Here is a 24590-nt window from a genome sequence, read left to right as displayed (position 1 = left end):
TCAGACGTGGCGCAGACGCAGTTTGGCCAATAGACCAACAAGCACTGACTTGGCGTATTGGCGATGACGCCTGTGGTGTTCGCGTGCGGCAGTCGGCTCGTTGTTGCGGATGGCTTGATAGACAAGCCGGTGATCTTCATTGGATTGCGTCGGCAAGGGACGCATGAACAGCGTAAGCATCCGGGCGCGGCGCACCTGATCGCTCATCATGTTCACAATTGCCTCGATCCGGCTGTTGCCGCCAAGTCGAACCAGTTCCATATGAAAGCGCTCATCTGCGGCGGCCCAGGCCTCAAGATCGGGCGCGATGGTCGCCTGCTCCATGTCATCAATCGCTTGCGCCAGGGCGCCCAAGTCATCGATGGAATAGTTTGCAGACGCAGCCCGCTCCGCCGCGAGACTTTCCAGTTCGGTCAGTACATCATAAATCTCGGCCATGTCATCCGGGGACAACGGCAATATTCGCACGCCCTTGCGCGGCCGCAATTCCAGCAAACCCTGAGTTTCAAGCGTCAGCACCGCCTCACGCACCGGGGTCCGAGACATATCGAGCATTTCAGCCAGTTCGGTTTCCAGATGGTCAGAACCTGCCGCAAGATCGCCAGAAAAAATTCTGTTGCGTAATTCCTGTATAGCCCGCTGAGAACTGGAAAGCGCTTTTCCCGACATAAAATCCCGTCTCCCGAAGGCTAAACTTTTCGCCTTGCGTATCAAAACGATAGTTCGCGCATCCGATCCGATCAATGCCTAGATAGAGCATGGTGCCGATCCAGCCCCTCGGCACCGGGCCAACCTCGATTTGCATTGCAACAAAGAAATCGTGGCGACCCCGGCAGGATTCGAACCTGCAACCTGCCCCTTAGGAGGGAACCGTTCATAGCGCTATTCCTTATGTGATTTCTTAGCGTTGGGTGTTTGTACAGTGTCATCTTGTACGTGGTTTGTACGAAAACGGGCTCTGATGTCGGCCTCATCGGTCTCTGCGTGGGCATAGATCCGCATGGGCAGATTGGGGTCAGACCAGCGGCCAGCTTTAGCCGCCGTGACGGGATCGACGCCCTGACGGACAACGAGCTCGGTGAAGAAGCCGTGCCGTCCCGCGGGGTGGGCAGACAGGTACGGAATGCCCGCCCGTTTGCAGATCGTCTTCCAGCGCGTGTTGTAACCGGTAGAGCTGCCATAGCCGAAAACACGGGCTTTCATCAGCTTGCCAGTCTTGCGGTTCTTGGGCCGTTTGGCTGGCAGTGCGAGAAGCTCGTCCATCATCTGAGGTGAGACGGTGATCCAACTTTCGGGATGGCCCTTTTGCGCTTTCACGCGGACTTTGTTCTCGTGCGGCCGAAGGTCATCAGGCTCCAATGACACGGCCTGATCAATCCGCGCAGCCGTCTCAAACATGAAACGGACCAGCGCGGCGTTGTACGGATCCGCTGCACGGCAAAATGCCTCGATCCATTCCTTGTCAGCTGGGGTGCGCTCGACGCGGCTAAGCTTCCCACGTTGCTTGTCCTGAGCGATTCGCTCGAACTTGTCGTAGGGCTTCACGCGGATCAGCGGCGTGCCTTCCAGTTCATGCGCATTGTTGATCACTGCGCACGCGGGCGTCACGATTTCACGCCACCAAGTGTCGGTCGACGCTTTGGGTTTCAGTTTCGGCCCAAGGCTCTTCAGTAAAGCACCAGATATTGCGCCCAGAGACAGGTCCCCGATTGCTTCAACAATCGGGATCAACTGCTTCGCTGCTTTGGGGGACGCGTTGTAGAGCATGATTGCATCAGAGAACGTCTTGCTCGGTTCGTCGCCCACGACATAGCGACGGATTTGCCGTTCGGTCTCATGGTTTATCCAGTCCCGTGCGCCCTCTTCTGTAGATGCCTTAGTGCTTCGCCGGTATGGGCCGGCGATTGGCCTGCCGTTGTATTCAATCCACCCCTTGGCCCAGTAGACACGGCCCCTCTTGTAAATTTGGAGCGGCATGACTGGCCTCCTTCAAAAATCGTATCAATCTGCGCGGGCGTGATGAGCATGGTCCTCCCAAGGCGATAAAAAGCACCCGTCTCATTGGCCCGTTCGCGCAAGGTGCGTTCCGAAATATCGATCCCCATCCCGGCCATGACTTCGACCCATTGCGCGGGCGTCTTCCCAAGCCCCAGGATCTGAGAGCTGTCTGAATAGTTGGTCTCTGCCATTTCAGTCGTCCTTGTCCGCTTAAGTTGAATCAGCGACACGCATGGAATCGCTTGTTCTGCACCTTCTGACGTGGTCAGATGAGTGAAAATGTAAATATGCGTCATTTTGTGCTATGTTTATACAAAATTGCGTACTCGTCAATTGGGAAACTTGCATGGTGCGAGATGATGCTGAATTGTTTGCAGAGATTGGCGCTCGCCTTGCGATCTGTCGCAATGAGATAGGTGTCTCTCAGGCTGCTATGGCGGAAGCAATTGGCGTGTCGCATCGTGCCTATCACAGCTACGAAAAAGGCAAACGCGGCGTCCCAGTTGAGGCCCTCGTCAAGATGCAAAGCCGCTATGATATTGACGTCGCCTGGCTGCTACTTGGCACCAAATCCATTCGGGCTGGACATGATTTTGAAGCGCTCAAACACATCGAAAGCGCGCTGGATAAGCACCTCACCGAAGAGGGCATAAAGATCAAAAGCGAAAAGCGCGGGGCCATCGTCGCCCGTTGGTATCAATCGCATGTCGAAGGTCGCGAAGTGACGGATGACGACGTGCACACATGGATCGAGCTGGTAAGGGAGTAATCTGGTGAACAAGGCAAGCAAACGCTGGAACATGTTGCGGCACTCAGTATTGGAGCGTACCCGCCGTGAGGTGATCGAACCCTTTGGGCCGCTTTACATGATTTTCCTTGGAACCAGCGTCTTCTACCTGATTGGTTTGGGACAACTATCGTTGGCACAACAGTCTGCCGAATACTCGGCTTTTGCTGCCATCCTGATTTGTGCGATCGCCGCAGCTGGCTTGGCGCTTCCATTTTTGACAGGTGCGGTACTGACCCTACGCGCGGCCGATCGAAAACTGGAACGACTTCAACGCGGGTGATCCGATGGCCTTCGGTATCTTCATCCATCGCAGCGACTCGATCTACGACGACATTCCCTCGGAGCGGTATCAGTTTCCCAAGCAATACCTTTCACGTGCCCAACAGTCCGAAGGGGATTGGATCGTCTACCTGGAGCCAAGCAAGGTCAAAGAGACCAAAGGGTACTTTGCTGTCGCTAAGGTCCGGGAGATCATTCCGGATCCTAGGAATCAGGACATGTTCTTGGCGGTGATCGAGCCTGGAACGTATCTTGATTTCGGCGACCCTGTTTCATTCCGGGACGAGAATTCGATCATCGAAAGAGGATTGCTGAACGATCAAGGCAAGATATCCGGACGCGCGCAAGCCGCAGTAAGAACCTTATCCGCTGAAGACTTTACCCGAATAGTCGAGCGTGGCCTTGGACGGGATGAGGACATCCTGCCACGCGTTGGTGACTCGATGCAGCTGCCAGGGTTTCAGGACGCGCAAACATCTTTCCAACACATGCCCGCACGGGAACGTGTCAACCAACTGACCAACCGCGCGGTTCGCGACCGTAATTTCAGGAAAAATGTCCTGCGTGCCTACGGTGAACGATGCGCCATCACTGGCTTACGTCTGATCAATGGCGGTGGCCGCGCTGAAGTGGAAGCCGCCCATATCAGACCGGTGGAGCATGACGGCCCGGACATCGTCAGCAACGGGCTCGCCCTGTCCGGAACCGCGCACTGGATGTTTGATCGCGGCCTTGTTGGGTTGGCTGACGACCTAACAATTCTGGTTTCCCGTCAGAGCAACGACATCGAAGCCGTGACGTCGATGATTAACTCGTCCGGCAAGATCTTGGTGCCGGACCGCCTCGCCAACCGGCCAAGGACCGAGTTTGTCACCTGGCACAGAGAGAATTGTTTTAGGCAGTGATGACCTATCAAGTTGGTCCTCCTGAACAAGCAAAAGTTTGGAGTTATCCGTGAAGTTATTTGAGCAAAAGATCGAAGGCGTTCCCCAATTTGTTAGCTATTTTGGTCCGGTTCTAGATGTCCTTAGAGACCTGGGCGGCGAGGCAAAACCGAAACAGGTCTTCGAGGCGATTGCCGAGCGTTACGAAGTTTCAGAAGATTTCCTGAACCAGACAAACAAGAATGGGCAGCCCAAATTTAACAACCGCGTCGCTTGGGCCAGGTTCTATCTGGTCAAAGCCGGACTTTTGTACTCACCAAAACGTGGCATCTGGGCTCTTACCGAGGAAGGAAAAGCCACAGAGATGTCTGACGAATTGGCTGTGGATATTTTCCGGCGCGAACGTTCAGCTCTCAAGGCCGACGAGGACGAGGACCAGGCACCTGAAGGCGAGATCGTACCAGACGGAGTGAACTATTGGTTTGTGGGCGCAGCTTGGGACGAGGGGGATCAAACGCCTCGCTTCCTAGAAAAGGGCATCTGGCAAAACGGCTACGACGACAAGTTTTCGCACCTCGTGCGCCAAATGAAGCAAGGCGACAAAATTGCGATCAAGGCAACATACACTCGCAAACATGATGTACCTTTCGACAACCGTGAACGTGCTGTCAGCGCGATGCGGATCAAAGCGATTGGGACGATCACCGGCAATCACGATGACGGAAAGACGGTCGAAGTATTCTGGGAAGAAATCGATCCTCCTCGCGAATGGTTCTTTTTCACATACCGGACGACTGTCGCCCGAGCACGTTTCGAAGACGATGAAATGGCTCGGCAACTTGTTAGCTTCACCTTTGAGGGCAAAGACCAGGACATAGAACGCTTCCTCAAACACCCCTACTGGGCAGAAAAATATGCAGAAGATATTGAGCCACTCGCTGCGATTGAAGAGCAAGAAGAAGCCGATGATGAGCAGCCAATTGAGCCCTATGGTGTAGACGACATCATTGCCGACGGTGGCTTCATGACGCGTGGCACATTGCAGGGAATGATCTCTCGCATAGAGAGTAAGAAAAACATCATTCTTCAGGGCGCTCCGGGCACTGGAAAAACATGGCTTGCCAAAAGATTGGGTAAGGCACTCATAGGGAAACGAAATCCGAGCCCAGGACAACTACGCTCAGTGCAGTTTCATCCCTCGCTGTCTTACGAAGACTTTGTTCGAGGCTATCGGCCTAGCTCAAATGGGCTGGTCATAACCGACGGCATTTTTCTTCAAGTCGTCGAAGTAGCGCGTGCCCAACCGGACATCGCCCATGTCTTAATTATTGAAGAAATCAACCGCGGCAATCCTGCGCAGGTGTTCGGTGAAATGCTGACTTTGCTGGAGAACACGAAACGCAGCCGGGCAGATGCAATCGAGCTCGCCTATCGCAAACAACCTGGCGAACGCGTTCATGTGCCGGACAACCTCTACATCATTGGCACAATGAACGTCGCTGATCGTTCCTTGGCACTTGTAGATTTGGCGTTGAGACGGCGTTTTGCATTCGTTTCCCTAGAACCTGTTCTAAATGACTCTTGGGCTGCCTGGTGTTCAGACCGAAATATCGACGGGGAAACGATCGACTTCATCCGGACCCAAATGACCGCACTCAATGATGACATTTCATCTGACAGATCCTTGGGCCCGCAGTTCCGGATAGGTCATTCATATGTGACGCCGAACGAAACCATTGAGGACGCCAAGGCATGGTTCAAAGATGTCATCGAAACTGAGATTGGACCACTGTTAGAAGAATACTGGTTCGACGCGCCAGAACGGGCAACTGAGGCAATGGCGCGTTTGCGCAATGGGTTGTGATGTCCAGGCCAATCCCCGTCCGAAACATTTGGATCTTGTTCTTATACGCCGCAGATCTCGTCCAGTTTCGTGACAAATACGAACGGGATGTTGAGGACGCCAGGGACCTCCCTGACCTCATCGGGCGACTGCTGGCGCATGTCGTCGAAGACAGAATGCGAAAGAACCTAAGTAGAGGGTATCGCTCTAAATCGGCAGTGCTCCAACGGGTTCGCGGTCGCATCGATATGCTGGCGACTGAAACTGCTCAGCTTATGGATCGTGGACAGGTCGCCTGCCGCTTCGAAGAACATGTTATGGATACGCCTCGGAACAGATTGGTGCGTACTGCGCTAGAGCGCCTCGCAGCGAGGGTGCAAAACATCGAAACGGCCCATAGATGTCGAAAGCTTGCTGCCGATTTTGCCCGCCTTGGAGTGTCCGGAGTGCGTCCTTCGCGGGCCCAATTGGCAACGGACCAGATCGGACGAAACGAGAGTGCAGATCGAATGATGGTCGCACTCGCGCGCATGGTGTTTGACGGTAGCATTCCAACGGAAATCGAAGGCAACGCCCTGCAACCTGGCGATGAAACAACTGAGCACCTAATCCGGCGGCTTTTCGAACGCGCAGTCGGCAACGCTTGTCGAATTCAATTGGAGCCCAATGGGTGGCACGTTGCGCAGGGTCGCCGCATTTCCTGGCCGGTTTCTGATGCGAGTTCAGGCCTGCATGCAATCCTTCCTGGGATGCAGACAGACATAGAATTGAACCATCCTCAAACAGGGCGGCGCGTGGTCATCGATACGAAGTTCACGAGAATTTTGACCTCTTCAAACTATCGAAGTGAGGTATTGAAGAGCGGATACCTCTACCAGATGTATTCCTACCTCCGAACCCAAGAACGAGAATCTGATGCCCCCAGCCTGACAGCCAAAGGTATTCTGCTCCACCCGCAGACGGGAGGTTATGTAAATGAAATGATGATGGTCCAAGGACATGAAATTTCATTTAGAACCATTGACCTGACTGCCTCCGCATCGATTTTTGAACGGCAGCTAAGACTGCTGGATACAGCTGAGGCCGGATAGTATGCGCGCTCATGAAATAAGGTGCGGCACACCGCGGCCTCGGTGTGAGAAACGGGCGGTCGGGCTTGCATACCCGACCACCCAACTTGAGGACCGTTAAAGCATCACCGCTTGATCACACCGCGGCTTTCATAAGCCTTCAACAGTGCTTCGGTAAAATCTGCGGTGTCTGAAGTCATGTGTCCCAAGTCCGACCAAGCAAATGGCCCCGTTGAAAACGAAACCTCTTGCTCAACTTCAAGCCCCAGCTTTTTTGCGACCGCCAATGCTGAAGTTGGCTCCTTGTCTTCAGGCCACATCTCGTCAAATGTGATCCAAACCTCTTCTCCGTCTAAGAGGCTGATTTCTGCTCGCATTGCGCCTAGCCGTTCGTTGACTGATGCCGCATCCTCGAGCAACGCACACCGGATCAATGTTGAGACGGTTTCCTCATTCAAGTGTAGAGTAAGCCTAGGTTCCACAATCCGTACCTCCGGCTTCTCTCGTTGCGCCGTATCTGGCGTTTGCACTGGCTTCCCAGGAAGCTGATCATCAAACGGCTCAACGTGGATGTTGAGGGGGTGCGTGCCGCAGTTGGGGCAGTGCCAATAGTTCTCAGCCAATTGTGAACCTGCAATCTGTGCATCACAGCTGTGACAGTACCAGGTTGAGGCTTCTCCTCCTCGCAGTGGATGTCTTGCTACGCCGTCGAGATCTGCTTTTGTCGACCGACGTGGCCAATCGACTGCCATCTGCGCGCGGATCCGCTTACTGCGCTCTTGTGCGAGCTCAATAAGTTTGGCCAGAAAGCTTGGATCTTTGACTGGGCTGGTTTCTGCGTAGCGTTCGTCAATTTCAACAATAGGTGCTTTGAAGGGAGCTTCTGGAATGAGTAAGTCCCATCCGTTCCCCGAGACGAAAACATCCCCGAGAGAGCTTCCAATCTGAAATTGATGACCGCAAAGCTCTCCGTTTTCCGGTTCTGGTTCGTGGAAGTGCGAGGCGTCATTGCTCGCATCCGTCTTGGCACCTGCTTCGCGCACGAATTCTTCGACCTGAGCGAGCGCTTCGTCACTCGGCTGCCAGTCTTCCTTCACCGCATCGGTAAGAGCTTTCCAGTGAGCGAAGCCAAACTGCATGGCCAGGATGTTCAAAGCTTCAGTGTGCGCCATTGCGGTTGCTCGCGCATACCGCTTGCCCAAAGTTCTAATTTTTTTCATCTGATAGTTTGTCATGTGTCATCTCCAATAGGATCTGACTAGGTGCCCGCTGCTAATCATCCCGCGCAACTTGCGCAGTGTGTTAATTCAAAGCTGAATACGCTGCTTAGCTTTGCATGGCGGGCACACCGGCCTGCGTGAAGGCCAAACTTTGGTTATTAGCTTTAGCCGAATTCGTCAAGCGGCCCTGACCTGCCTTCCGTGAGCCGCACCGCGAACGGCTTATTTCGGCTTTAGGTTGAACTTGGTGAAACATCACAACATCACTCGACCTTGGACCCGTGGGAGGGCCGAGAAATGGTCTAAAACCTCCTCGATAGTGTCAAGGATTACGGAGAAAGAGTCGAAATTAATGCTCGCTTGATCTTTTGAAACCTTCTCCGCCAAGATCCGTTTTCCATAGTGCTTTTTCTTGTCGAACGTCTTCTCATCCGGATTGAATTTCTTTCCACGAAGAACTTGAGATACAACCGCAGAAGGAAGAAAGTCTTCGATCATGCTATCTTTTCCGCCGGTCAGCTTTGGGGTCGGTATGACGTAAAGGTTCTTGGTGACGTGATAAAACCTCTTTGTTCCATCAACGTTCTTCTTTGCGCCTGATGCAGTCTTGACTGCCCCCCAAAGGCCATCTCTCGAACCCTGATCATTATCTACCAAGAGGATCACGGGAGAAATGAATCCTCTGTCCGCCAAGCCAGTCGTGCGAGCCTTGTATTTGTAGATGAGCTCTTTCAGGTCTCCCGTCCCGCCATTGAGGTGTTGCACCGAGCTTGGAATTCTCAATTTGCTACCAATCCTTGGATACTGGAAAAGCTTAATAGCCAAGCCGCTTGACGATCCGGCATCTTGAAGCTTGGGTCGCGCGATTTTGCTACGCTTAATTGCACACTGGATGTATATATTGTCGGTCACCCCCTCGCAAAGAAGCACAGGCTGGGGAGAAGCTACAAAAGTCTTATAATCAAGGAAGCGCCGATACTCTCTGTAGAAACCAGGTTCCTCAGGACCTGTTGGCTTATTCAGCCGCCTGTAGTTATATTCAGCACCTTTGACCCAAAAAATGTGACTAAGCATTCCTTGGAGTGCGGCCTCTGACACTGCCACCTCGCTTTCCACACCGCCGGTTTTAACCTTCTTGAAGCAAACGTCATCTTTGACGAACTTATTCACTTGAGCTCGGACCTGCTTGTAGAGCTCGCGTTTGACGTTGACTTTTGAATTGACGACGAGTCCGGTTACGTCTTGCCGAGACCTCCTAAATAGCATTCGAGTTTTATCAGAATTCACCTCAAAACCCGACCGTTTCACTTCGGATCGAATCTTTTTAGATAATTCCCAGTCTCCAGAAGGCTGGCCATTATTGCGATCTGCTGCAACACCTTTCGGGAAGTCACTTTTGTTGGTGGAGAAAGTTATGTCGTCAGCATAACGCGTGTAGGTGCATCTGCTCTTCGTGGCGACTCTCGAAAGTCTAATGTCCAGATGGTTGGCTACAAGGTTGGATATTACGGGAGATGTGGGCGCACCCTGTGGAAGAGAACCATTGTGGCACGCCAACTGGGCAACTATCGTAGCTGCCTTCTCATCCAATAAGAAGTGCTTGTTCTTCATGAAATAGCCACGCACTCTGCCGAAATTTATCGAGGGAAAGAAGTCCTTTAGATCGAAGTTCAGAACCCATTTTCTATCGACATGTCGGGCTCCATTCGTTGAAATTGACAGGTGGCGCTTGAAACCATGCGATATAATGCAAATCTCACCACTGGCTTGTCCCTTCTCAATTTCCATCAGGCAATCTTGCAGAACGTGGGCCAACCGACTTTGGGCGAGTTTGAGCTCAGGAATCGGAGCGGATATCTTTCGAACACCCTTCGTCGACTTTTGGATTTCAAACTCAACATACTTCGTTGCGTCTGGAATTTTATAGAGAATGTAGGAAAGTTTCTTGGGTTGGTACCCGATGAGTAAAGCAATATCAGAGATATTCTTACACGATCTGAATCTGGAAAGAGAGCTCATATGACCTATCGAATACATGTTTTGGTGAGCCCGTGGGCACTCTTAGGCAACCGAAAGGGTCACATAAAATATGCTGAAGGAAACCCGAAAGGGCATATCCACCTGACGGTGGTTTCATCCGTCGCGAACACACAACGGTAAAATCTGCCCACGCGCTCATCTCAAACGTTGCCACTACATAAAGAGCCGTGCAACCTATTATTGCGCATTGCGGCCGCTCAACCAAGATCCAGCAAGGTTCCGCTTCCCGCCAACTTCAACTGACAAACCACGATTAGGCAAACGACCAATAACTGAAACGCATTAGCTTTTGCGAAGAGTTTAGTGGGTAAGTCTTCGGTCGTGACCCCGCACATCTAGCTCTCGTTCAGCCGCTTCTCGGCGTCTTTCGCTAGTTTCCAGCTGGTCTCTAGCCCCGCCTGAAGCGTCTCGTAGTTCTGCTCCTCGCGCAGCAAGTCGGCCAATGTGGAGACGGACGTGAGATGTGATTTCATCAATAGCGCCACGCAATGCGCCAAGCCATTCACCTTGCTTTCGATCCTGCTGGTAGAGCGTTTCTCCAAGGCGTGCAATTCCTTGGCTGAGCTCTCGCAGGCCGTCACCAACCGTTCGACGGATGCGAGCAATTCGCGTTCCAATGCTGTCAGGGGTGTTGTCGGCGGATTGGTCATCTAAGGCTCCTTGATCTCGATGCAGATGATGGGCCGTTGCGCCATCGTGCAGGTCTTCAACTCGGTCCGGTCGGGGTCCAGCGTCACCCATGTCTGCCCCGCCTGTTCGATCCGCGTCAGACCCAGCCTCATCATCTCTGAACGCGTGATCAAACCTGTCCAAAACCAACTCGCGATCAGCACCGTCGCGATCCAGGCTGAGACCATCCCCACGATCACCCAGGGTGAGATGGTCAACCAGCGCCTGATCGTCTCGCTCCGCCTCTCCAACTCGCTCCTGCTGTCGCTCAGAAAGAACCTGATATCGGTCTCGATTGTATGCAGCGCGCTGGTCGCAATGCTGCTGAAATCGCTTCTGAAGCTCTCGAGCTGAGATGCCATCAAGGCGGCGTGGTCGCTGCGTATTGTCTCCAGGTCCGCGTTCAATTTCTCGGCGAGGCGGTTCGGCTTGCCAATCGTCATGGAAAATCTCTCCTTTCAAACGCCAGCGCTCGCCGGTGTCGGGGTCTTTGGCGGTGATGTAATTCTTGCTGGCACGGGGGATCTCGAATCCCGCGTCAGTGAGTGCGTCGATCATGCTGGCACGGTCAGTAATGGTGCCGACGCTGATCTGATCGAGGATCCAATCGTGCAGCGCTTCGCGACCTTGCGCGCGGGTTGGGGCCTCAATCGTCGCCCTTACCTCCTGTGCGCGTTCTGGGTCCAAAGGGTCTGCCCAACCGTGCGTCTTGTTCATCAAATCACGCAGGCCGGAAAAGGCGTTTTCATGGCCTGGCGGTGCGATGTTCAACGCCTTGCCCGTGCTCAGCTCAAGGCGCGGCGTGCAGAAGTGCAGCTCGACGTTGCCCTCATGCGAGTGGCGCACCCAAAGGCAATCGTATCGATCCCTGTCCAGCCCAGCAAAGGCCAGAGCCTCAAATAGCTCAATGGCCTCTTGCTGGGCGTCAGGACTGGGATCATCGCTATCGGCAAAGCTGATCACTCCTGCCGTGTAGCTCCATTTGTTGGGGCTCGCATTGATCAGGTCGCGGGTCTGATCGGGATTGCCGTGCAGCACTTCGGGCAGCGGGTCGCGGATCTTGGTTTGCGGCTGGCCGTTGTCGTCGCGGATCAGATTGCGGTTCTCGTCATAGGCCAGAACTTCACGTGCTGTCAGGTAGTCTACGGGGGCCGCACCGCCGCCTGTGCCGGTCGAGAAGAACGAGATGATCATGCGCAGTTACCGCCTGTGTGTGCCGCCACAATCTGCGCCATCTGCCGTTCGATGATCACCAGTTGCGCCGCGACCTTGAGCGCATCGATCTGGCTCGCGCGACCAGATTTGACCGCGCCATTGATCCAGCGTGAAAGCTGATTGAGGTTGCCGCCGACACGGGCAATCGCAAAGGTCAGCTTCGGGTCAACGCGAGGGACGGGCTTGCGCCGACGTGCCTCGGTCAACCCCAAGGCCTCGCGCATCAGCGTGGCATTGGGCAAGCCAGCGGCGTGCGCCTTGGCCACAAGCGCTGCCTTTTCCGACGGGGTGCATCGAAAGATCACGCTCTCGGAAAGGCCCTCTTTGACGCCGCTTGCGCGCGTCTGGTTGGGGTTTGAAGGGGAGGCTTGCCGCCCCTCACAAGTCCCGCCGATGTAATCGGTGGGTAACCTTGCTCTCTGCTCTTTGTGGGGATCAGCTGCCTTCATGCTCGAAGCCCCGCCGCTTCGATTTCAGCAGGGCTGACAAGCTTCGCGGCCAGCAACGCGGTTACTTGGCCGGGCGTGATATGGCGGCACAGCGGATGGCGGTCCGTGACCCAATCGGCCAAGCCTTTCAGCAGTTCGGCTTCTTTGGCCTTGTCCGTTTCTCGCGCCTCCTCGACGTCGTGAAGGTATTTCAACCAACGGCCAGAGCTGAACCAATTGTCGGAGAAGCACACCTTGGATCGGGTGAATCCTTCGCTCTCGTTCGCATAGGCCCGCACAGCGTTCTCGAGGTCTTTGGCGTCCACTCCGTCGGCTAGCGCTTGACGGATTTGCGAGAAACAAACCGCTTTCCCGCGAACGCGATCCTCTGGATAGGCGAACAAAATCTTCTCAGAAACTTCATCCTCCACCGCTGCCTTCGCGTGCGAAGGGTTTGGTTTTTGATATGGTTTATATCTGTTCTTATAGGATTTGCCCTCTGGGGCAGATGGCTTGCCATCAGGGGCAAATGCATCATTTTCCCTTTCGGTCGGATCGATTTGCCCATTTGGGCAAATGGAGTTGCCCCGGGCATACCAACAGGTTCGGTCATAGCGATCATCGCTGAAATTGCCCTTGATGATCAGCTCTGCGCTGACCAGCTTTTCGAGCGCGGTTCGGATCTGCTTCTCGCTCAGATAAGGGAATAACTCACCAAAGGCCGAGATCGAATTGTAGGTCCAATACCGCCCGTCGCGAAGGTTACGGCGATTGGCTTGGTTCTTCTCGATCCAGAAGGTGATGTTCTGGAAAATCACCGCTGCGTTCAGGCCCACGCGTCTGGCAATTTCGGGATCAAAGCTATGGCGGCTCATGATTGACCCCCGAAATACGCACAAACGTGCGAAATTTGTACAGGTTTTGTACGAGAAATCGGTCGTTTCAGCCGATTTCGCCGCGAAAGCGCACGCGACTTTTTGCACGCTTCCGCACAAAGCCCTGTAAATAAGTCATATTTTTCAGGTGTTTTTGGCGACCCCGGCAGGATTCGAACCTGCAACCTGCCCCTTAGGAGGGGGCTGCTCTATCCAGTTGAGCCACGGGGCCGCGTGTTTCTTGATTAGCGTGCCATTCAGGCCTTGTCATCCCAAGGATCGCGGCAACAGGCCATCTTGCGTACAGCGTTGATTGCGGTAACACTTTAAACAAGAACAAAAAGGACGATCCCCTTGACCAATCCTGACTCCCGCCCCCTGACACTGCGTGATGTATCCGAAGCCTCTGGCGTGTCGGAAATGACGGTCAGCCGGGTGTTGCGCAATCGCGGGGACGTTTCGGCGGCGACACGTGAAAAGGTGCTCGAAGCGGCCAAGTCCCTTGGCTATGTGCCCAACAAGATTGCCGGCGCGCTTGCCAGCCAACGGGTCAATCTGGTGGCGGTCATCATTCCTTCGCTGCGCAATATGGTCTTTCCAGAGGTGATGTCCGGCATTTCCGCCGTACTTGAGGAAACCGATCTGCAGCCTGTTGTCGGTGTGACTGACTACTTGCCCGAAAAAGAAGAACGGGTGCTCTATGAAATGCTGTCCTGGCGGCCTTCCGGGGTCATCATTGCCGGACTCGAACATTCGGACGCGTCCCGCGCCATGCTCAAGGCCAGCGGTATCCCGGTGGTGGAGATCATGGATACGGATGGAACACCCGTGGACTGCGCGGTCGGGATCAGTCACCGCCGGGCTGGCCGCAAAATGGCCCGGGCGATTCTGAAACAGGGGTATCAGCGGATCGGGTTTATGGGCACGAAAATGCCTTTGGATCACCGGGCCCGCAAACGCTTTGAAGGATTCACGGAGGCTCTGGCCAAGGAAGGCGTCGAGGTTGTCGATCAGGAATTCTATTCCGGTGGCTCGGCGCTCGCGAAAGGCCGGGAAATGACACAAGCCATGCTGGACCGCGATCCGGAACTGGATTTCCTCTATTATTCGAATGACATGATTGCAGCGGGTGGCTTGCTGCATTTGCTGGATGCGGGCGTCGATGTGCCCGGTCAGGTTGGTCTTGCCGGGTTCAACGGTGTGGAACTGTTGCAGGGGCTTCCACGCCAATTGGCCACGATGGATGCGTGCCGCGATGAAATTGGTCGCACGGCCGCTAAAATCATCGCAGACCGAACGCAGGATCCGAATGCCGAATTTGAACGGGTCGTCGAACTGGCCCCGAAACTCAGCTTTGGCGATACGCTGAAACGGCGGTAATCGATGCTGCGGCTGGACAACGAAGCCGCGCGGCGTCTCTTTCTGCACAAGCACCTGTTGGCTGAACCGCCTTCCGGCTCCGGCAAAGGCCCTGATCTGCATGATCTGATTGAGCAACTGGGCTTTGTCCAGTTGGACAGCGTGCGCACGGTCGAGCGCGCGCATGATATGATCCTGTTTTCACGCCGCCCCGCTTATCGCCCGACCCACCTGCCCAAGGCACTGGCCCGCGACAGGGCCGTTTTTGAACATTGGACTCATGATGCTGCCGCGATCCCCATGGCCTTTTATCCCTATTGGCGGATGCGGTTCGAACGCGATGCCATGGGCCTTCAGCAACGCTGGGCCAAAGACCGGCGCGATGGATTCGTCGAACGGTTTGACCAGATATTGACTCAAATCCGCGAAAAAGGGCCGGTCTGTTCCGCTGATGTTGGCGAAGGCGAAAAACGCGGCTCTGGCGGGTGGTGGGATTGGCACCCATCAAAGACGGCCCTCGAATATCTGTGGCGCTCTGGCCAATTGTCGGTCTGCCACCGAGAGGGGTTTCGCAAATTCTACGACCTGACGGATCGGGTCATTCCTTCGGCAATTCTGGATATTCAGCCAGACGAACAGGAAACAACCGATTGGCTGTGCCGAAACGCGCTGACCCGTCTCGGCTTTGCCACCGCTGGCGAAATCGCAGGTTTCTGGGACACCTTGCGCCCAGCGGAAGTAAAGCCTTGGATCGAGCAGGGCCTTAAGGATGGCTTCCTTCAATCGGTAGAGGTGACAGGGGCAGATGGTTCACATCGTGCCTGCGTCGCATTTCCCGACATCGCAGCAGAGATCACGGAATGCCCGGAGCCAACAGGCCGCATGCGTGTTCTCAGCCCCTTTGATCCGGCACTGCGAGACAGGGCAAGGGCAGAAAGACTGTTCGGGTTTAACTATCGCATCGAAATTTTCACACCCGCAGCAAAGCGCAAATATGGCTACTATGTCTTTCCTCTTCTGGAAGGGGATCGGATGGTCGGGCGCGTCGACATGAAACGCAATCAGGACAGCGGCACCTTGGTGATCACTGCACTATGGCCCGAACGTGGGGTGCGATGGGGACAGGGCCGGCAACAAAGGCTCGAAGCCGAGCTTGCCCGCGTTTTGCGTTTTGCAGGGCTTGAACAGCTGGAATGGACACAGGGCTGGCTGCGCGAGCCGCAATAGTCACCAAAACCGGGCCACACGATTTTCACCGGTTTCCACAATTGCCATGCAGCAATGGCATGACGGCTATCGAATTCTGTGCCTAGTGCGATGAGGGTCATGGGTCTACATGTATGCCGCAACGCAGCATTCCACTCTGAAAGAGACCCGACCCATGGCAAACGTCACATACTCCGAACCCCGCGGCCGTTCCTTCTTTGGCGCCGTTCTTCAAGGCATTGGCGACTTCTTTGTTGCCATCACAGAATCCAACTGGCGCGTTCGCGAAGCCGAGCGTCTGCAAGCAATGTCTGATCAGGAGCTGGCCCAGCGCGGCCTGCGTCGTGAAGACATCGCACGCCACGTTTTCCGCGATATGCTGCACATCTGATATCCCTCCCCAACTTCAGATGCAGCAAAAGCCGTTCCCTTTGGGAGCGGCTATTTTGTTTTGATCGAAGCGGATCTGCCAACGAAAAAGGCCGCCCCAAACCGGAGCGGCCTTTCCACATATTCGTGTGTTGTCGCGCTTAGTTCTGCGCGTAGTATTCGATGACGAGGTTTGGCTCCATCTGAACAGCGTATGGAACGTCGCCCAGACCGGGTGTGCGGACAAACGTCGCTGTCATTTTGGAGTGATCCGCTTCGATGTAGTCAGGCACGTCACGCTCGGGCAGCTGGGTGGCTTCAATGACCACTGCCAGTTGCTTGGACTTTTCGCGAACCTCGATCACATCGCCTTCTTTGACGCGGTAGGACGGAATGTTCACGCGCTGACCATTCACGGTCACGTGGCCGTGGTTCACGAACTGACGCGCCGCGAAGACGGTCGGAACGAACTTGGCGCGGTAAACAACAGCGTCCAGACGGCTTTCCAGCAGACCAACAAGCTGGTCGCCGGTGTCACCGCGCATACGCTCGGCGTCGCGGAAAATGCGGCGGAACTGCTTTTCAGTCAGATCACCGTAGTAACCCTTCAGCTTCTGCTTGGCGCGCAGCTGCAGACCAAAGTCAGACAGCTTGCCCTTGCGGCGCTGACCGTGCTGGCCGGGGCCATACTCACGACGATTGACTGGGGATTTCGGACGACCCCAGATGTTTTCACCCATCCGGCGGTCAATTTTGTACTTGGCAGACGTGCGTTTTGTCACGATCTGATCTCCTTCGTTTGTGTTTGCGAAGGGCGTTGTCCTTTCTCTGGATTTGGCCAGAGCGACAGGCATCCCCTTGCGAGGGCCACCAACACCAACAGCGCGCGCTTATACGGTGCTGGAACAGCGAGTCAAGCGCCAAACATCCGAGCCGCCGGATACAATGCCAATTTTAGGAAAAGCCGCGATTTAAGGGAAGCTTAAAGCCTTTGGCGTCCAGTGCTGGAACATTGCAAAGCAAAGGATAGTGTCATGCCATCAAACAAAGCTGATATTTCATCTGATATGCGCAATCCTTTGATGAACGCAGTTGCCAAGCGGGACGCAAACACCCTCTCAATGGTTAAACGTGCGATCGAGCATCGGCAGGTCATGCTGGCGTTCCAGCCCGTCGTGCAGGCACAGGCACAAACTCATGTCGCTTTTTATGAGGGTTTGATCCGTGTCCTTGATGAAACCGGGCGCATTATCCCGGCGAAAGACTTCATCGAAACCGTGGAAGAAACGGAATACGGTCGCAAGCTGGATTGCATCGCGCTGGAAAAAGGACTGAACGAACTGGCAAGGGTTCCGGATCTACGGCTATCGATCAACATGTCCGCCCGATCGATCGGTTACAAAAAATGGACCCGCATTCTGAACCGGCGCCTGCAAGCCGATGCCACTCTTGGCGAACGCCTGATACTTGAGATCACGGAAACATCAGCCATGACGGTTCCGGAACTGGTCTGCACATTTATTGAAGACGTGCGCGCCAAGGGCGTGTCCTTCGCCATTGATGATTTTGGCGCAGGTTATACTGCGCTGCGGCACTTCAAGGAGTTCAGCTTCGACATCCTCAAGATCGACGGAAGCTTTATTACCGACATCGCTCAGGATCCCGACAATCAGGTTTTGGTCCGCGCAATGGCCAGCATCGCGGAGCAGTTCGACATGTTCACTGTCGCAGAAAAGGTCGAGCGCGCAGAAGATGCCGCATGTCTTGCTTCCATGGGAATAGACTGTTTGCAGGGCTTTTATTTCGCCGCGCCGACCGTTCAGCCCCATTGGCGCATGTCCCAAGACAAACGGCGCGCCTGAGCAATCTGGCTCCACGCACCTCCGTCAGATCAGCCCATCCCCCTGACCTATCCCTCTGAGACACCCTGTCCTGTGTTCGCCTTTTAGGTGATAAGGTAAATGCTGCAGTGTAGCGAAGCCCAGATTCGAATCTGGGCCAATTACCGTATGCTCCGCATACCTGTCATGACCGGAGGAAGACCCATGACCAATGTCGTAATCGCAAGCGCCGCGCGTACCGCGGTTGGCAGTTTTGGGGGGTCCTTCGCGAACACCCCCGCCCATGACCTCGGCTCAGCCGTTCTCGAGGCGCTGGTAGAACGTGCCGGTGTAGACAAAAACGAAGTCTCTGAAACGATTCTCGGACAGGTTCTGACCGCAGCTCAGGGCCAAAACCCTGCGCGCCAGGCTCATATCAATGCGGGCCTTCCACAAGAAGCGTCGGCCTGGGGCATCAACCAGGTGTGTGGCTCCGGTTTGCGTGCCGTTGCATTGGGTGCACAGCACATCCAGCTGGGCGATGCAGATATCGTCTGCGCCGGTGGTCAGGAAAATATGACACTGTCACCCCATGCTGCCGCGCTGCGCGCTGGCCACAAAATGGGTGATCTGAAGTATATCGACACGATGATCCGTGACGGTCTTTGGGATGCATTCAACGGTTACCACATGGGCCAGACCGCCGAGAACGTGGCTGAGCAGTGGCAGATCTCGCGCGACATGCAGGACGAATTCGCACTTGGCTCGCAAAACAAGGCCGAAGCTGCACAAAAAGCTGGCAAGTTCGACGACGAAGTGATCCCTTTCACGATCAAAACCCGCAAGGGCGACATCGTCGTGGACAAGGATGAATACATCCGTCACGGCGCAACCATCGAAGCGATGCAGAAAATGCGCCCCGCCTTTATCAAGGACGGCACCGTTACTGCGGCGAATGCCTCGGGTCTCAACGACGGCGCAGCGGGCACGCTGCTGATGTCTGCCGACAATGCCGAAAAGCGCGGCATCGAGCCACTGGCGCGCATCGTCTCCTATGCCACAGCGGGTCTTGATCCGTCGGTCATGGGCGTTGGCCCGATCTATGCATCCCGCAAAGCGCTGGAAAAAGCCGGCTGGAAAGCGGAAGATCTGGATCTTGTCGAAGCAAACGAAGCCTTTGCCGCTCAGGCCTGTGCCGTGAACAAGGACATGGGCTGGGACCCGGCAATCGTGAATGTGAACGGCGGCGCGATCGCGATCGGTCACCCGATCGGCGCTTCTGGCTGCCGTGTTCTGAATACGCTGCTGTTCGAGATGAAGCGTCGCGGTGCCAAAAAGGGTCTCGCCACACTGTGCATCGGCGGCGGCATGGGCGTCGCAATGTGCATCGAGCGCGCCTAATTATCTCGCATCCGCAGCGCAATAATATTGCGCTGCGGTTTTCATGCGTGTAACAAGATTGCAAAGCAAATTCCTTGAAGGAGAAGACAATGGGACGTGTTGCACTCGTCACTGGCGGCAGCCGCGGTATTGGTGAAGCCATTTCCAAACGCCTCAAAGCGGAAGGCTACGAAGTTGCGGCGACCTACGCTGGCAACGACGAAAAGGCCGCCGCCTTCACCGAGGCCACCGGCATCAAGACATACAAATGGAATGTCGCAGACTACGAAGCCTCTGCCGCAGGCATCGCTCAGGTCGAAGCAGACCTTGGCCCGATCGACGTTGTCGTGGCAAACGCTGGCATCACGCGCGATGCGCCATTCCACAAAATGACCCCTGAGCAGTGGAAAGACGTGATCGACACGAACCTGACGGGCGTATTCAACACGGTCCACCCCGTTTGGCCCGGCATGCGCGAGCGCAAGTTCGGCCGTGTGATCGTCATTTCCTCAATCAACGGTCAGAAGGGCCAGTTTGCTCAGGTGAACTATGCCGCCACCAAAGCCGGTGATCTTGGCATCGTCAAATCCCTGGCTCAGGAAGGTGCGCGCGCCGGTATCACGGCCAACGCCATCTGCCCCGGCTACATCGCAACCGAAATGGTTATGGCGATCCCTGAAAAGGTACGCGACAGCATCGTAGCGGGTATCCCCGCCGGTCGCCTGGGCGAGCCTGATGAAATCGCGCGTTGCGTGGCTTTCCTCGCCTCTGATGACGCTGGCTTCATCAACGGATCGACCATTTCGGCGAACGGCGCACAGTTCTTCGTCTGATCAAAGCCCGATAAAGACATCGCAAAACCCCGGCCTCGGCTGGGGTTTTCGCATTTTTGCACAATGGCCGCGCGCTGACAGCAATTTCGCGCAGACCCAATCTGTCCTATCTCCTGCTCAAGAGAAACAGGAGACACGGTCATGCTCGATCAAATCAATGGATTGCATCACGTAACTTCGCTGGCCAGCGGCGCAAGCACCAACAACGCATTCTTTACCGGTGATCTCGGCCTGCGGCGGGTCAAAAAGACTGTCAATTTCGACGCACCGGACGTCTACCACCTATACTATGGGGATGCGGTCGGCAGCCCCGGCACCGTGATGACCTACTTTCCATTTCCGGGTGCCCGCCGTGGCCGTTCCGGCGCAGGCGAAGTCGCGACAACCGCGTTCAGCGTCCCACTCGGCGCATTGGACTACTGGCAAAAACGATTTTCAGATCGCGGCATTCCCGGTCTGGACCGCACCGCTCGTCTGGGCGAAGACCGTTTGATGTTCCGTGGACCAGACGGAGATGGCTTTGCTCTGGTTGAAACCGAAGACGCCCGTGCCCCGTGGCTGTCGGATGGGATTCCCGAAGACGTGGCAATCCGTGGCTTTCACTCTGCCGACATGCGCCTGGATTCGCGCGGGGCCGCTGCCAGTGCGGAATTGCTCAAATTCATGGGATACGAACAAGACGAGAGCCAAGGGAACGTCACACGTTATCGGGTCCCCAACGGCAATCAGGCGCAGGTGATCGACATTACGCAGGTTGATGCGCCCTTTGCGGATCAAGGCGCAGGTTCGGTCCATCACATCGCGTTTTCCGTCGACAATCGTGACAAGCAGCTCGAGGTACGTAAGGCTCTGATGGACACAGGGTATCAAGTAACGCCCGTTATCGACCGAGATTATTTTTGGGCCATCTATTTCCGCACGCCGGGTGGCGTGTTGTTCGAAATCGCAACAGACGAGCCGGGCTTCAATCGCGACGAAGACACTGCACATCTGGGCGAGGCTCTGAAATTGCCAAGCCAGCACGAACACCTGCGCAGCAAACTGGAACGTATGTTGGAACCCATCGATGGCTGACTACGTCTTTGCCGAAACCAAGGGCGAAGCCGGTGCGCCCTTGGTCTTCACATTCCACGGCACCGGCGGCAGTGAACGGCAATTCCATGACTTCCCAAGGCAGTTTCAACCCGACGCGCATGTGATTTCGCCACGAGGGGACGTATCTGAAAACGGCGCATTGCGGTTTTTCAAACGGCGGGCCGAAGGCCTGTACGACATGGACGACCTTGCCCTGCGTACCGAAGCCATGGCCGCCTTCGTCACACATCACGCCAAAGCCACGGGCGCAACACGTGTCATCGGCCTCGGCTATTCAAATGGGGCTAATATTCTGGCGTCCACGGCCATGCATTTGCCTGAACTCTTCACAGACCTTGCGCTGTTACACCCGTTGATCCCATGGCAACCACAGCCACGACCACAACTGTCCGGCACCAGAGTGTTGGTTTCAGCTGGTGAAAGAGATCCAATCTGTCCACCCCCGATGACGCAAGAATTCGTGGACTGGCTGGACCGCCAAGGCGCGGACCTGTCCGTGCATTGGCACCCCGGCGGCCACGAAATATCGCAATCCGAAGTCGACACTCTGGCCCGATTTCTGAGTGCCTGATCCGTCAAAAAAGAAAACGCCCCCGGAGCCATTCGGTTCGGGGACGTTTCATGTGCGCCAGACCGTCGGGAGGAAACGATCCTCCTGCGGTCAGCGGCGGCGCGGGAACAGGGATGCCCAAAGATCGGCAAACGCATCGGCGCGGGCCTTGTGGGCAGCTTTGATTGCGAGGTGGTGGCGGTAATCTGTGGCAGATTCAAACATGTCATTTCCTTTTCGGTGCAAACTGGCGGGCGGTGCCGTTCCTAACTGCACTCAATATGATCTTTACTGAAACATTCTACAAACGAGACTTTTCAAGCATTCAGTTAAGTTATACTTATCTGATATGGCTGATCGACTCCCCCCTTTGACGGCGCTACGCGCTTTTGATGCCGCTGCGAAACACATGTCCTTTGCCAAAGCGGCCGAAGAACTGAACGTGACACCCGCCGCTTTGTCCTTTCAGATCAAGAACCTCGAAGAGCGTCTGGGCGAACCCTTGTTCCACCGGCTCAACCGCGCTGTCAGCCTGACCGAAGCGGGGCGCACATTGGCACCGGGCTGCGCGCAGGGTTTTGAGTCGCTTGCCGACGCGTGGCACGCAACGCAACGTCTGCAAGAAGCTCAAACACTCACCGTGACTGCGGGTCCGGCCTTTACGGCCAAATGGCTCGCGCCGAGGATCTATGATTTCGCGCATGCACATCCCGAGATCGAGCTGCGCTTTACCGCCAGTCTCAAGCTCATCGATATTCGGCGTGAAAATATCGATGTTGCCATTCGATATGGATATGGACCCGACACGGGGCTGTACTCTGAACCATTGCACTATGAATGGGTGTGCCCGGTCATGGCCCCTGCCTTGGCCGAGCAGTTTGATACCCCCCAAGCCATGGCGGAAAAGGCACCGCTTATTTTTGACGAGTCCATTGATTTTCTGCGCCCCAAAGTCGATTGGGCCGCTTGGTTCGATTGCATGGGTGTCGAATATAAGCCCCGCCAAGGCGCTCACTTTTCGCAAGCCGACCACGCGATTGACGCCGCCTTGTCCGGGGTGGGCGTGGTGCTGGGACGTCGGGCACTTGTTGTGAAGGATATCGCTGACGGCAGGCTCGTCGCACCATTCCGCGTTGCCCTGAATACCCAAGCGCGGTTTCGGTTCATTTGTTCAGAGGGGGACGAGACGCGACCACATATCAAAGCGTTTCGCGACTATATCTGGCAAGAAGCCGAAAAGACCACGTGGATCACCGACTCAATGCGCATTCTGGAGGTGGGCGACAAGGCCTAAGCGGCCAACCGCCAACCCCGAGTGCTCATCCGCCGCCTCGGGCGGTTCAAAACTGGCTAGTGAGCCGGCTGCGTCTCAATACGTGAGATTTCCTCTTTCAGTCGCAGCTTCTGTTTTTTCAGTTCAGCAATTTGCAGACCATCTACACCTGGCGCGCGATGCGCCTCTTCAACAGCGTGTTCAAGCGATTCATGTTTCCTCTTCAGTTCCTGCAGGTGCGAACTCAAGCTCATTTCATGCTCCTTCTGTCGGGTTAGATCTATAGTGCACCACAGGTTGCGTCATAAGTCACGCCGCGCGTGCAGCATTACGCATCAGTTTTATGACAAATCCCAAAAAAGCAGCGTGGCTAGTCGGGAAACGGCAAGGCAGCCCCGTCTCGCAAAACCGAACGAATGAGAGCCACATAGTTTTCCGCGTCCTGTTCATGGCGCGCACCTGCGTGCAAAACCTGCGATGGATGAAATCGAAATGGCGTCTTTCCACCTTTGCGTCCACGTAGCAGAACCAGCCGTGGCGCACGCCCTTGCCGCGGCACCAAGGGCCACAGCTCGATAGAACCGAGTCCATCCTGAAAGGCGGCTAAAAGTTCGGGCAATCGTTCAGCACGCTGGATGAACGTCACTGACCCACCGGGTTTCGATCGACGCGCAGCCAATGCCACCCAGTCCGACAGCGACGTTTCACCGGCTAGCGCCACTTCACGCCCGCCATCCTGCGCCGCCTTGCGCATCTCGGCCTGAAAGTATGGGGGATTGGCAAAAACGTGGTCAAAGCTGATTTGTCGCAACTCTTGTGGAATTTTCCGCAGATCGGACTGCCACACGCGGTGCTGCATGCCATTCTCAACCAGATTTCTGACCGCCAGATCAGCATAGCCGGCCTGCACCTCAAGCCCGTGCAACTCCAGCCCCGGCACACGGGAACCCAGACAACACAGGCCCGGCGCAGCGCCGCAACCCAGCTCCAGCACGCGGTTACCAGCCTTTGCTGGTATGGTTGCGGCCAAAAGCACAGGATCAACGCCCGCCCGATAGCCGGACAATGGCTGCAAGAGTCGAACACGCCCGCCCAGAAACTCGTCGACACTCAGATCAGCGTCAGCGAAAGGCTCAGTCCTCAAAACGAACCCCATTTTCCCGCAACACCCGGCGGGCATCATCAATCATGTCTGCACGGACCATCAGGCGCCTCGGGAAAATTCCGATGCCGCCTTCGAGGACGCTCATGTTTACGTCCAATTCAAAGCTGTCTATACCCTGCTCGGCAAGCAGCGTTTGTGCGAACGGGATCAGGGTGATGTCGGTTGTGCGCAAAAGCTCTTCCATGGAGTGGATGTAAGGACAAGGCACGGCAAATGTCGAGCCTTGCAC

Annotated in this window: 25 protein-coding genes and 1 tRNA gene; 14 read left to right on the top strand and 12 right to left on the bottom strand. The window is 55.4% G+C overall.

Annotated features, from left to right (window positions below):
- Together PFY00_RS09770 and PFY00_RS09765 are read right to left on the bottom strand one after the other, a co-directional pair.
- Positions 1–669, bottom strand: coding sequence for a GntR family transcriptional regulator (locus PFY00_RS09770; protein WP_271432371.1), 669 nt, complete (start codon positions 667–669; stop codon positions 1–3).
- Positions 670–882: 213 nt separating this feature from the next.
- Positions 883–1977 carry a tyrosine-type recombinase/integrase gene (locus PFY00_RS09765; protein WP_271432370.1) on the bottom strand — a complete coding sequence of 365 codons (1095 nt, stop codon included), beginning with the start codon at positions 1975–1977 and terminating at the stop codon, positions 883–885.
- 367 nt (positions 1978–2344) lie between these two features.
- Here PFY00_RS09765 and PFY00_RS09760 point away from each other — a divergent pair, with 367 nt between their 5' ends.
- The 5 genes from PFY00_RS09760 to mcrC are packed head-to-tail and all read left to right on the top strand — an operon-like array spanning position 2345 to position 6885.
- Entirely contained in the window at positions 2345–2767 is a 423-nt protein-coding gene (locus PFY00_RS09760; protein ID WP_271432369.1) for a helix-turn-helix domain-containing protein, read from the top strand.
- A 4-nt stretch (positions 2768–2771) separates the two neighbouring features.
- Entirely contained in the window at positions 2772–3068 is a 297-nt protein-coding gene (locus PFY00_RS09755) for a hypothetical protein (protein WP_271432368.1), read from the top strand.
- Positions 3069–3072: 4 nt separating this feature from the next.
- Positions 3073–3972 carry an HNH endonuclease gene (locus PFY00_RS09750; RefSeq protein WP_271432367.1) on the top strand — a complete coding sequence of 300 codons (900 nt, stop codon included), beginning with the start codon at positions 3073–3075 and terminating at the stop codon, positions 3970–3972.
- Between the two features lie 49 nt (positions 3973–4021).
- On the top strand, positions 4022–5815 hold the full coding sequence (locus PFY00_RS09745; RefSeq protein WP_271432366.1) for a winged helix-turn-helix domain-containing protein: 1794 nt from the start codon (positions 4022–4024) through the stop codon (positions 5813–5815).
- Positions 5815–6885: a 5-methylcytosine-specific restriction endonuclease system specificity protein McrC gene (gene mcrC / locus PFY00_RS09740; RefSeq protein WP_271432365.1), complete on the top strand. Its 1071-nt coding sequence runs from the start codon at positions 5815–5817 to the stop codon at positions 6883–6885. The genes PFY00_RS09745 and mcrC overlap by 1 nt, the downstream gene beginning before the upstream one ends.
- Before the next feature lie 104 nt (positions 6886–6989).
- Here the strand turns inward: mcrC and PFY00_RS09735 are convergent, their stop codons facing one another.
- From PFY00_RS09735 to PFY00_RS09710, 6 genes are all read right to left on the bottom strand, one after another.
- Positions 6990–8099 carry a hypothetical protein gene (locus PFY00_RS09735; RefSeq protein ID WP_271432364.1) on the bottom strand — a complete coding sequence of 370 codons (1110 nt, stop codon included), beginning with the start codon at positions 8097–8099 and terminating at the stop codon, positions 6990–6992.
- A 240-nt stretch (positions 8100–8339) separates the two neighbouring features.
- On the bottom strand, positions 8340–10103 hold the full coding sequence (locus tag PFY00_RS09730; RefSeq protein WP_271432363.1) for a retron Ec67 family RNA-directed DNA polymerase/endonuclease: 1764 nt from the start codon (positions 10101–10103) through the stop codon (positions 8340–8342).
- Positions 10104–10424: 321 nt separating this feature from the next.
- Positions 10425–11987, bottom strand: coding sequence for a relaxase family protein (locus PFY00_RS09725; protein WP_271432362.1), 1563 nt, complete (start codon positions 11985–11987; stop codon positions 10425–10427).
- On the bottom strand, positions 11984–12313 hold the full coding sequence (locus PFY00_RS09720; protein ID WP_271432361.1) for a plasmid mobilization protein: 330 nt from the start codon (positions 12311–12313) through the stop codon (positions 11984–11986). The genes PFY00_RS09725 and PFY00_RS09720 overlap by 4 nt, the downstream gene beginning before the upstream one ends.
- Before the next feature lie 140 nt (positions 12314–12453).
- Complete coding sequence (locus tag PFY00_RS09715) at positions 12454–13311, bottom strand: hypothetical protein (protein ID WP_271432360.1); 858 nt, start codon at positions 13309–13311, stop codon at positions 12454–12456.
- Between the two features lie 155 nt (positions 13312–13466).
- Positions 13467–13543: transfer RNA gene (locus tag PFY00_RS09710), tRNA-Arg, on the bottom strand.
- Between the two features lie 122 nt (positions 13544–13665).
- Between PFY00_RS09710 and PFY00_RS09705 the strand changes: the two genes are divergently transcribed.
- The 3 genes from PFY00_RS09705 to PFY00_RS09695 all read left to right on the top strand — a co-directional run bounded on the left by PFY00_RS09705 (position 13666) and on the right by PFY00_RS09695 (position 16267).
- Complete coding sequence (locus tag PFY00_RS09705; protein WP_271432359.1) at positions 13666–14691, top strand: LacI family DNA-binding transcriptional regulator; 1026 nt, start codon at positions 13666–13668, stop codon at positions 14689–14691.
- A 3-nt stretch (positions 14692–14694) separates the two neighbouring features.
- Entirely contained in the window at positions 14695–15897 is a 1203-nt protein-coding gene (locus PFY00_RS09700) for a winged helix-turn-helix domain-containing protein (RefSeq protein WP_271432358.1), read from the top strand.
- A gap of 154 nt (positions 15898–16051) precedes the next feature.
- Positions 16052–16267, top strand: a complete 216-nt coding sequence (locus tag PFY00_RS09695; RefSeq protein ID WP_271432357.1) for a DUF1127 domain-containing protein — start codon at positions 16052–16054, stop codon at positions 16265–16267.
- Positions 16268–16406: 139 nt separating this feature from the next.
- Here the strand turns inward: PFY00_RS09695 and rpsD are convergent, their stop codons facing one another.
- Entirely contained in the window at positions 16407–17027 is a 621-nt protein-coding gene (gene rpsD, locus PFY00_RS09690; RefSeq protein WP_271432356.1) for a 30S ribosomal protein S4, read from the bottom strand.
- Between the two features lie 252 nt (positions 17028–17279).
- On the opposite strand from rpsD, the gene PFY00_RS09685 reads away from it, so the two are divergent.
- From PFY00_RS09685 to PFY00_RS09660, 6 genes are all read left to right on the top strand, one after another.
- Positions 17280–18107: an EAL domain-containing protein gene (locus tag PFY00_RS09685; RefSeq protein WP_271432355.1), complete on the top strand. Its 828-nt coding sequence runs from the start codon at positions 17280–17282 to the stop codon at positions 18105–18107.
- A 183-nt stretch (positions 18108–18290) separates the two neighbouring features.
- Positions 18291–19466 (top strand): acetyl-CoA C-acetyltransferase, encoded by a 1176-nt coding sequence (locus PFY00_RS09680; RefSeq protein WP_271432354.1) that lies wholly within the window; start codon positions 18291–18293, stop codon positions 19464–19466.
- 89 nt (positions 19467–19555) lie between these two features.
- Positions 19556–20278 (top strand): acetoacetyl-CoA reductase, encoded by a 723-nt coding sequence (gene phbB, locus PFY00_RS09675; RefSeq protein ID WP_271432353.1) that lies wholly within the window; start codon positions 19556–19558, stop codon positions 20276–20278.
- A 141-nt stretch (positions 20279–20419) separates the two neighbouring features.
- A complete protein-coding gene (locus PFY00_RS09670) occupies positions 20420–21352 on the top strand; it encodes a VOC family protein (protein WP_271432352.1) in 933 nt (310 codons plus the stop codon).
- Positions 21345–21944: an alpha/beta hydrolase gene (locus tag PFY00_RS09665; protein ID WP_271432351.1), complete on the top strand. Its 600-nt coding sequence runs from the start codon at positions 21345–21347 to the stop codon at positions 21942–21944. Before PFY00_RS09670 ends, PFY00_RS09665 begins: the two co-directional genes overlap by 8 nt.
- Before the next feature lie 328 nt (positions 21945–22272).
- The gene (locus tag PFY00_RS09660) at positions 22273–23217 is read left to right on the top strand and encodes a transcriptional regulator GcvA (protein ID WP_271432350.1); all 945 of its coding nucleotides are present in this window, start codon (positions 22273–22275) and stop codon (positions 23215–23217) included.
- Between the two features lie 56 nt (positions 23218–23273).
- Here PFY00_RS09660 and PFY00_RS09655 read toward each other — a convergent pair whose 3' ends face one another.
- The 3 genes from PFY00_RS09655 to PFY00_RS09645 all read right to left on the bottom strand — a co-directional run bounded on the left by PFY00_RS09655 (position 23274) and on the right by PFY00_RS09645 (position 24545).
- Positions 23274–23450 (bottom strand): YdcH family protein, encoded by a 177-nt coding sequence (locus tag PFY00_RS09655; protein WP_271432349.1) that lies wholly within the window; start codon positions 23448–23450, stop codon positions 23274–23276.
- A 116-nt stretch (positions 23451–23566) separates the two neighbouring features.
- Entirely contained in the window at positions 23567–24352 is a 786-nt protein-coding gene (locus PFY00_RS09650) for a tRNA1(Val) (adenine(37)-N6)-methyltransferase (RefSeq protein ID WP_271432348.1), read from the bottom strand.
- Positions 24330–24545 (bottom strand): putative signal transducing protein, encoded by a 216-nt coding sequence (locus PFY00_RS09645; protein ID WP_271432347.1) that lies wholly within the window; start codon positions 24543–24545, stop codon positions 24330–24332. The genes PFY00_RS09650 and PFY00_RS09645 overlap by 23 nt, the downstream gene beginning before the upstream one ends.
- Positions 24546–24590: the final 45 nt, after the last annotated feature.

This window comes from Thalassococcus lentus (assembly GCF_028023555.1).
GTDB classification, from domain to species: domain Bacteria; phylum Pseudomonadota; class Alphaproteobacteria; order Rhodobacterales; family Rhodobacteraceae; genus Thalassococcus_A; species Thalassococcus_A lentus.
This window is presented reverse-complemented; position numbering and strand designations above follow the sequence as displayed.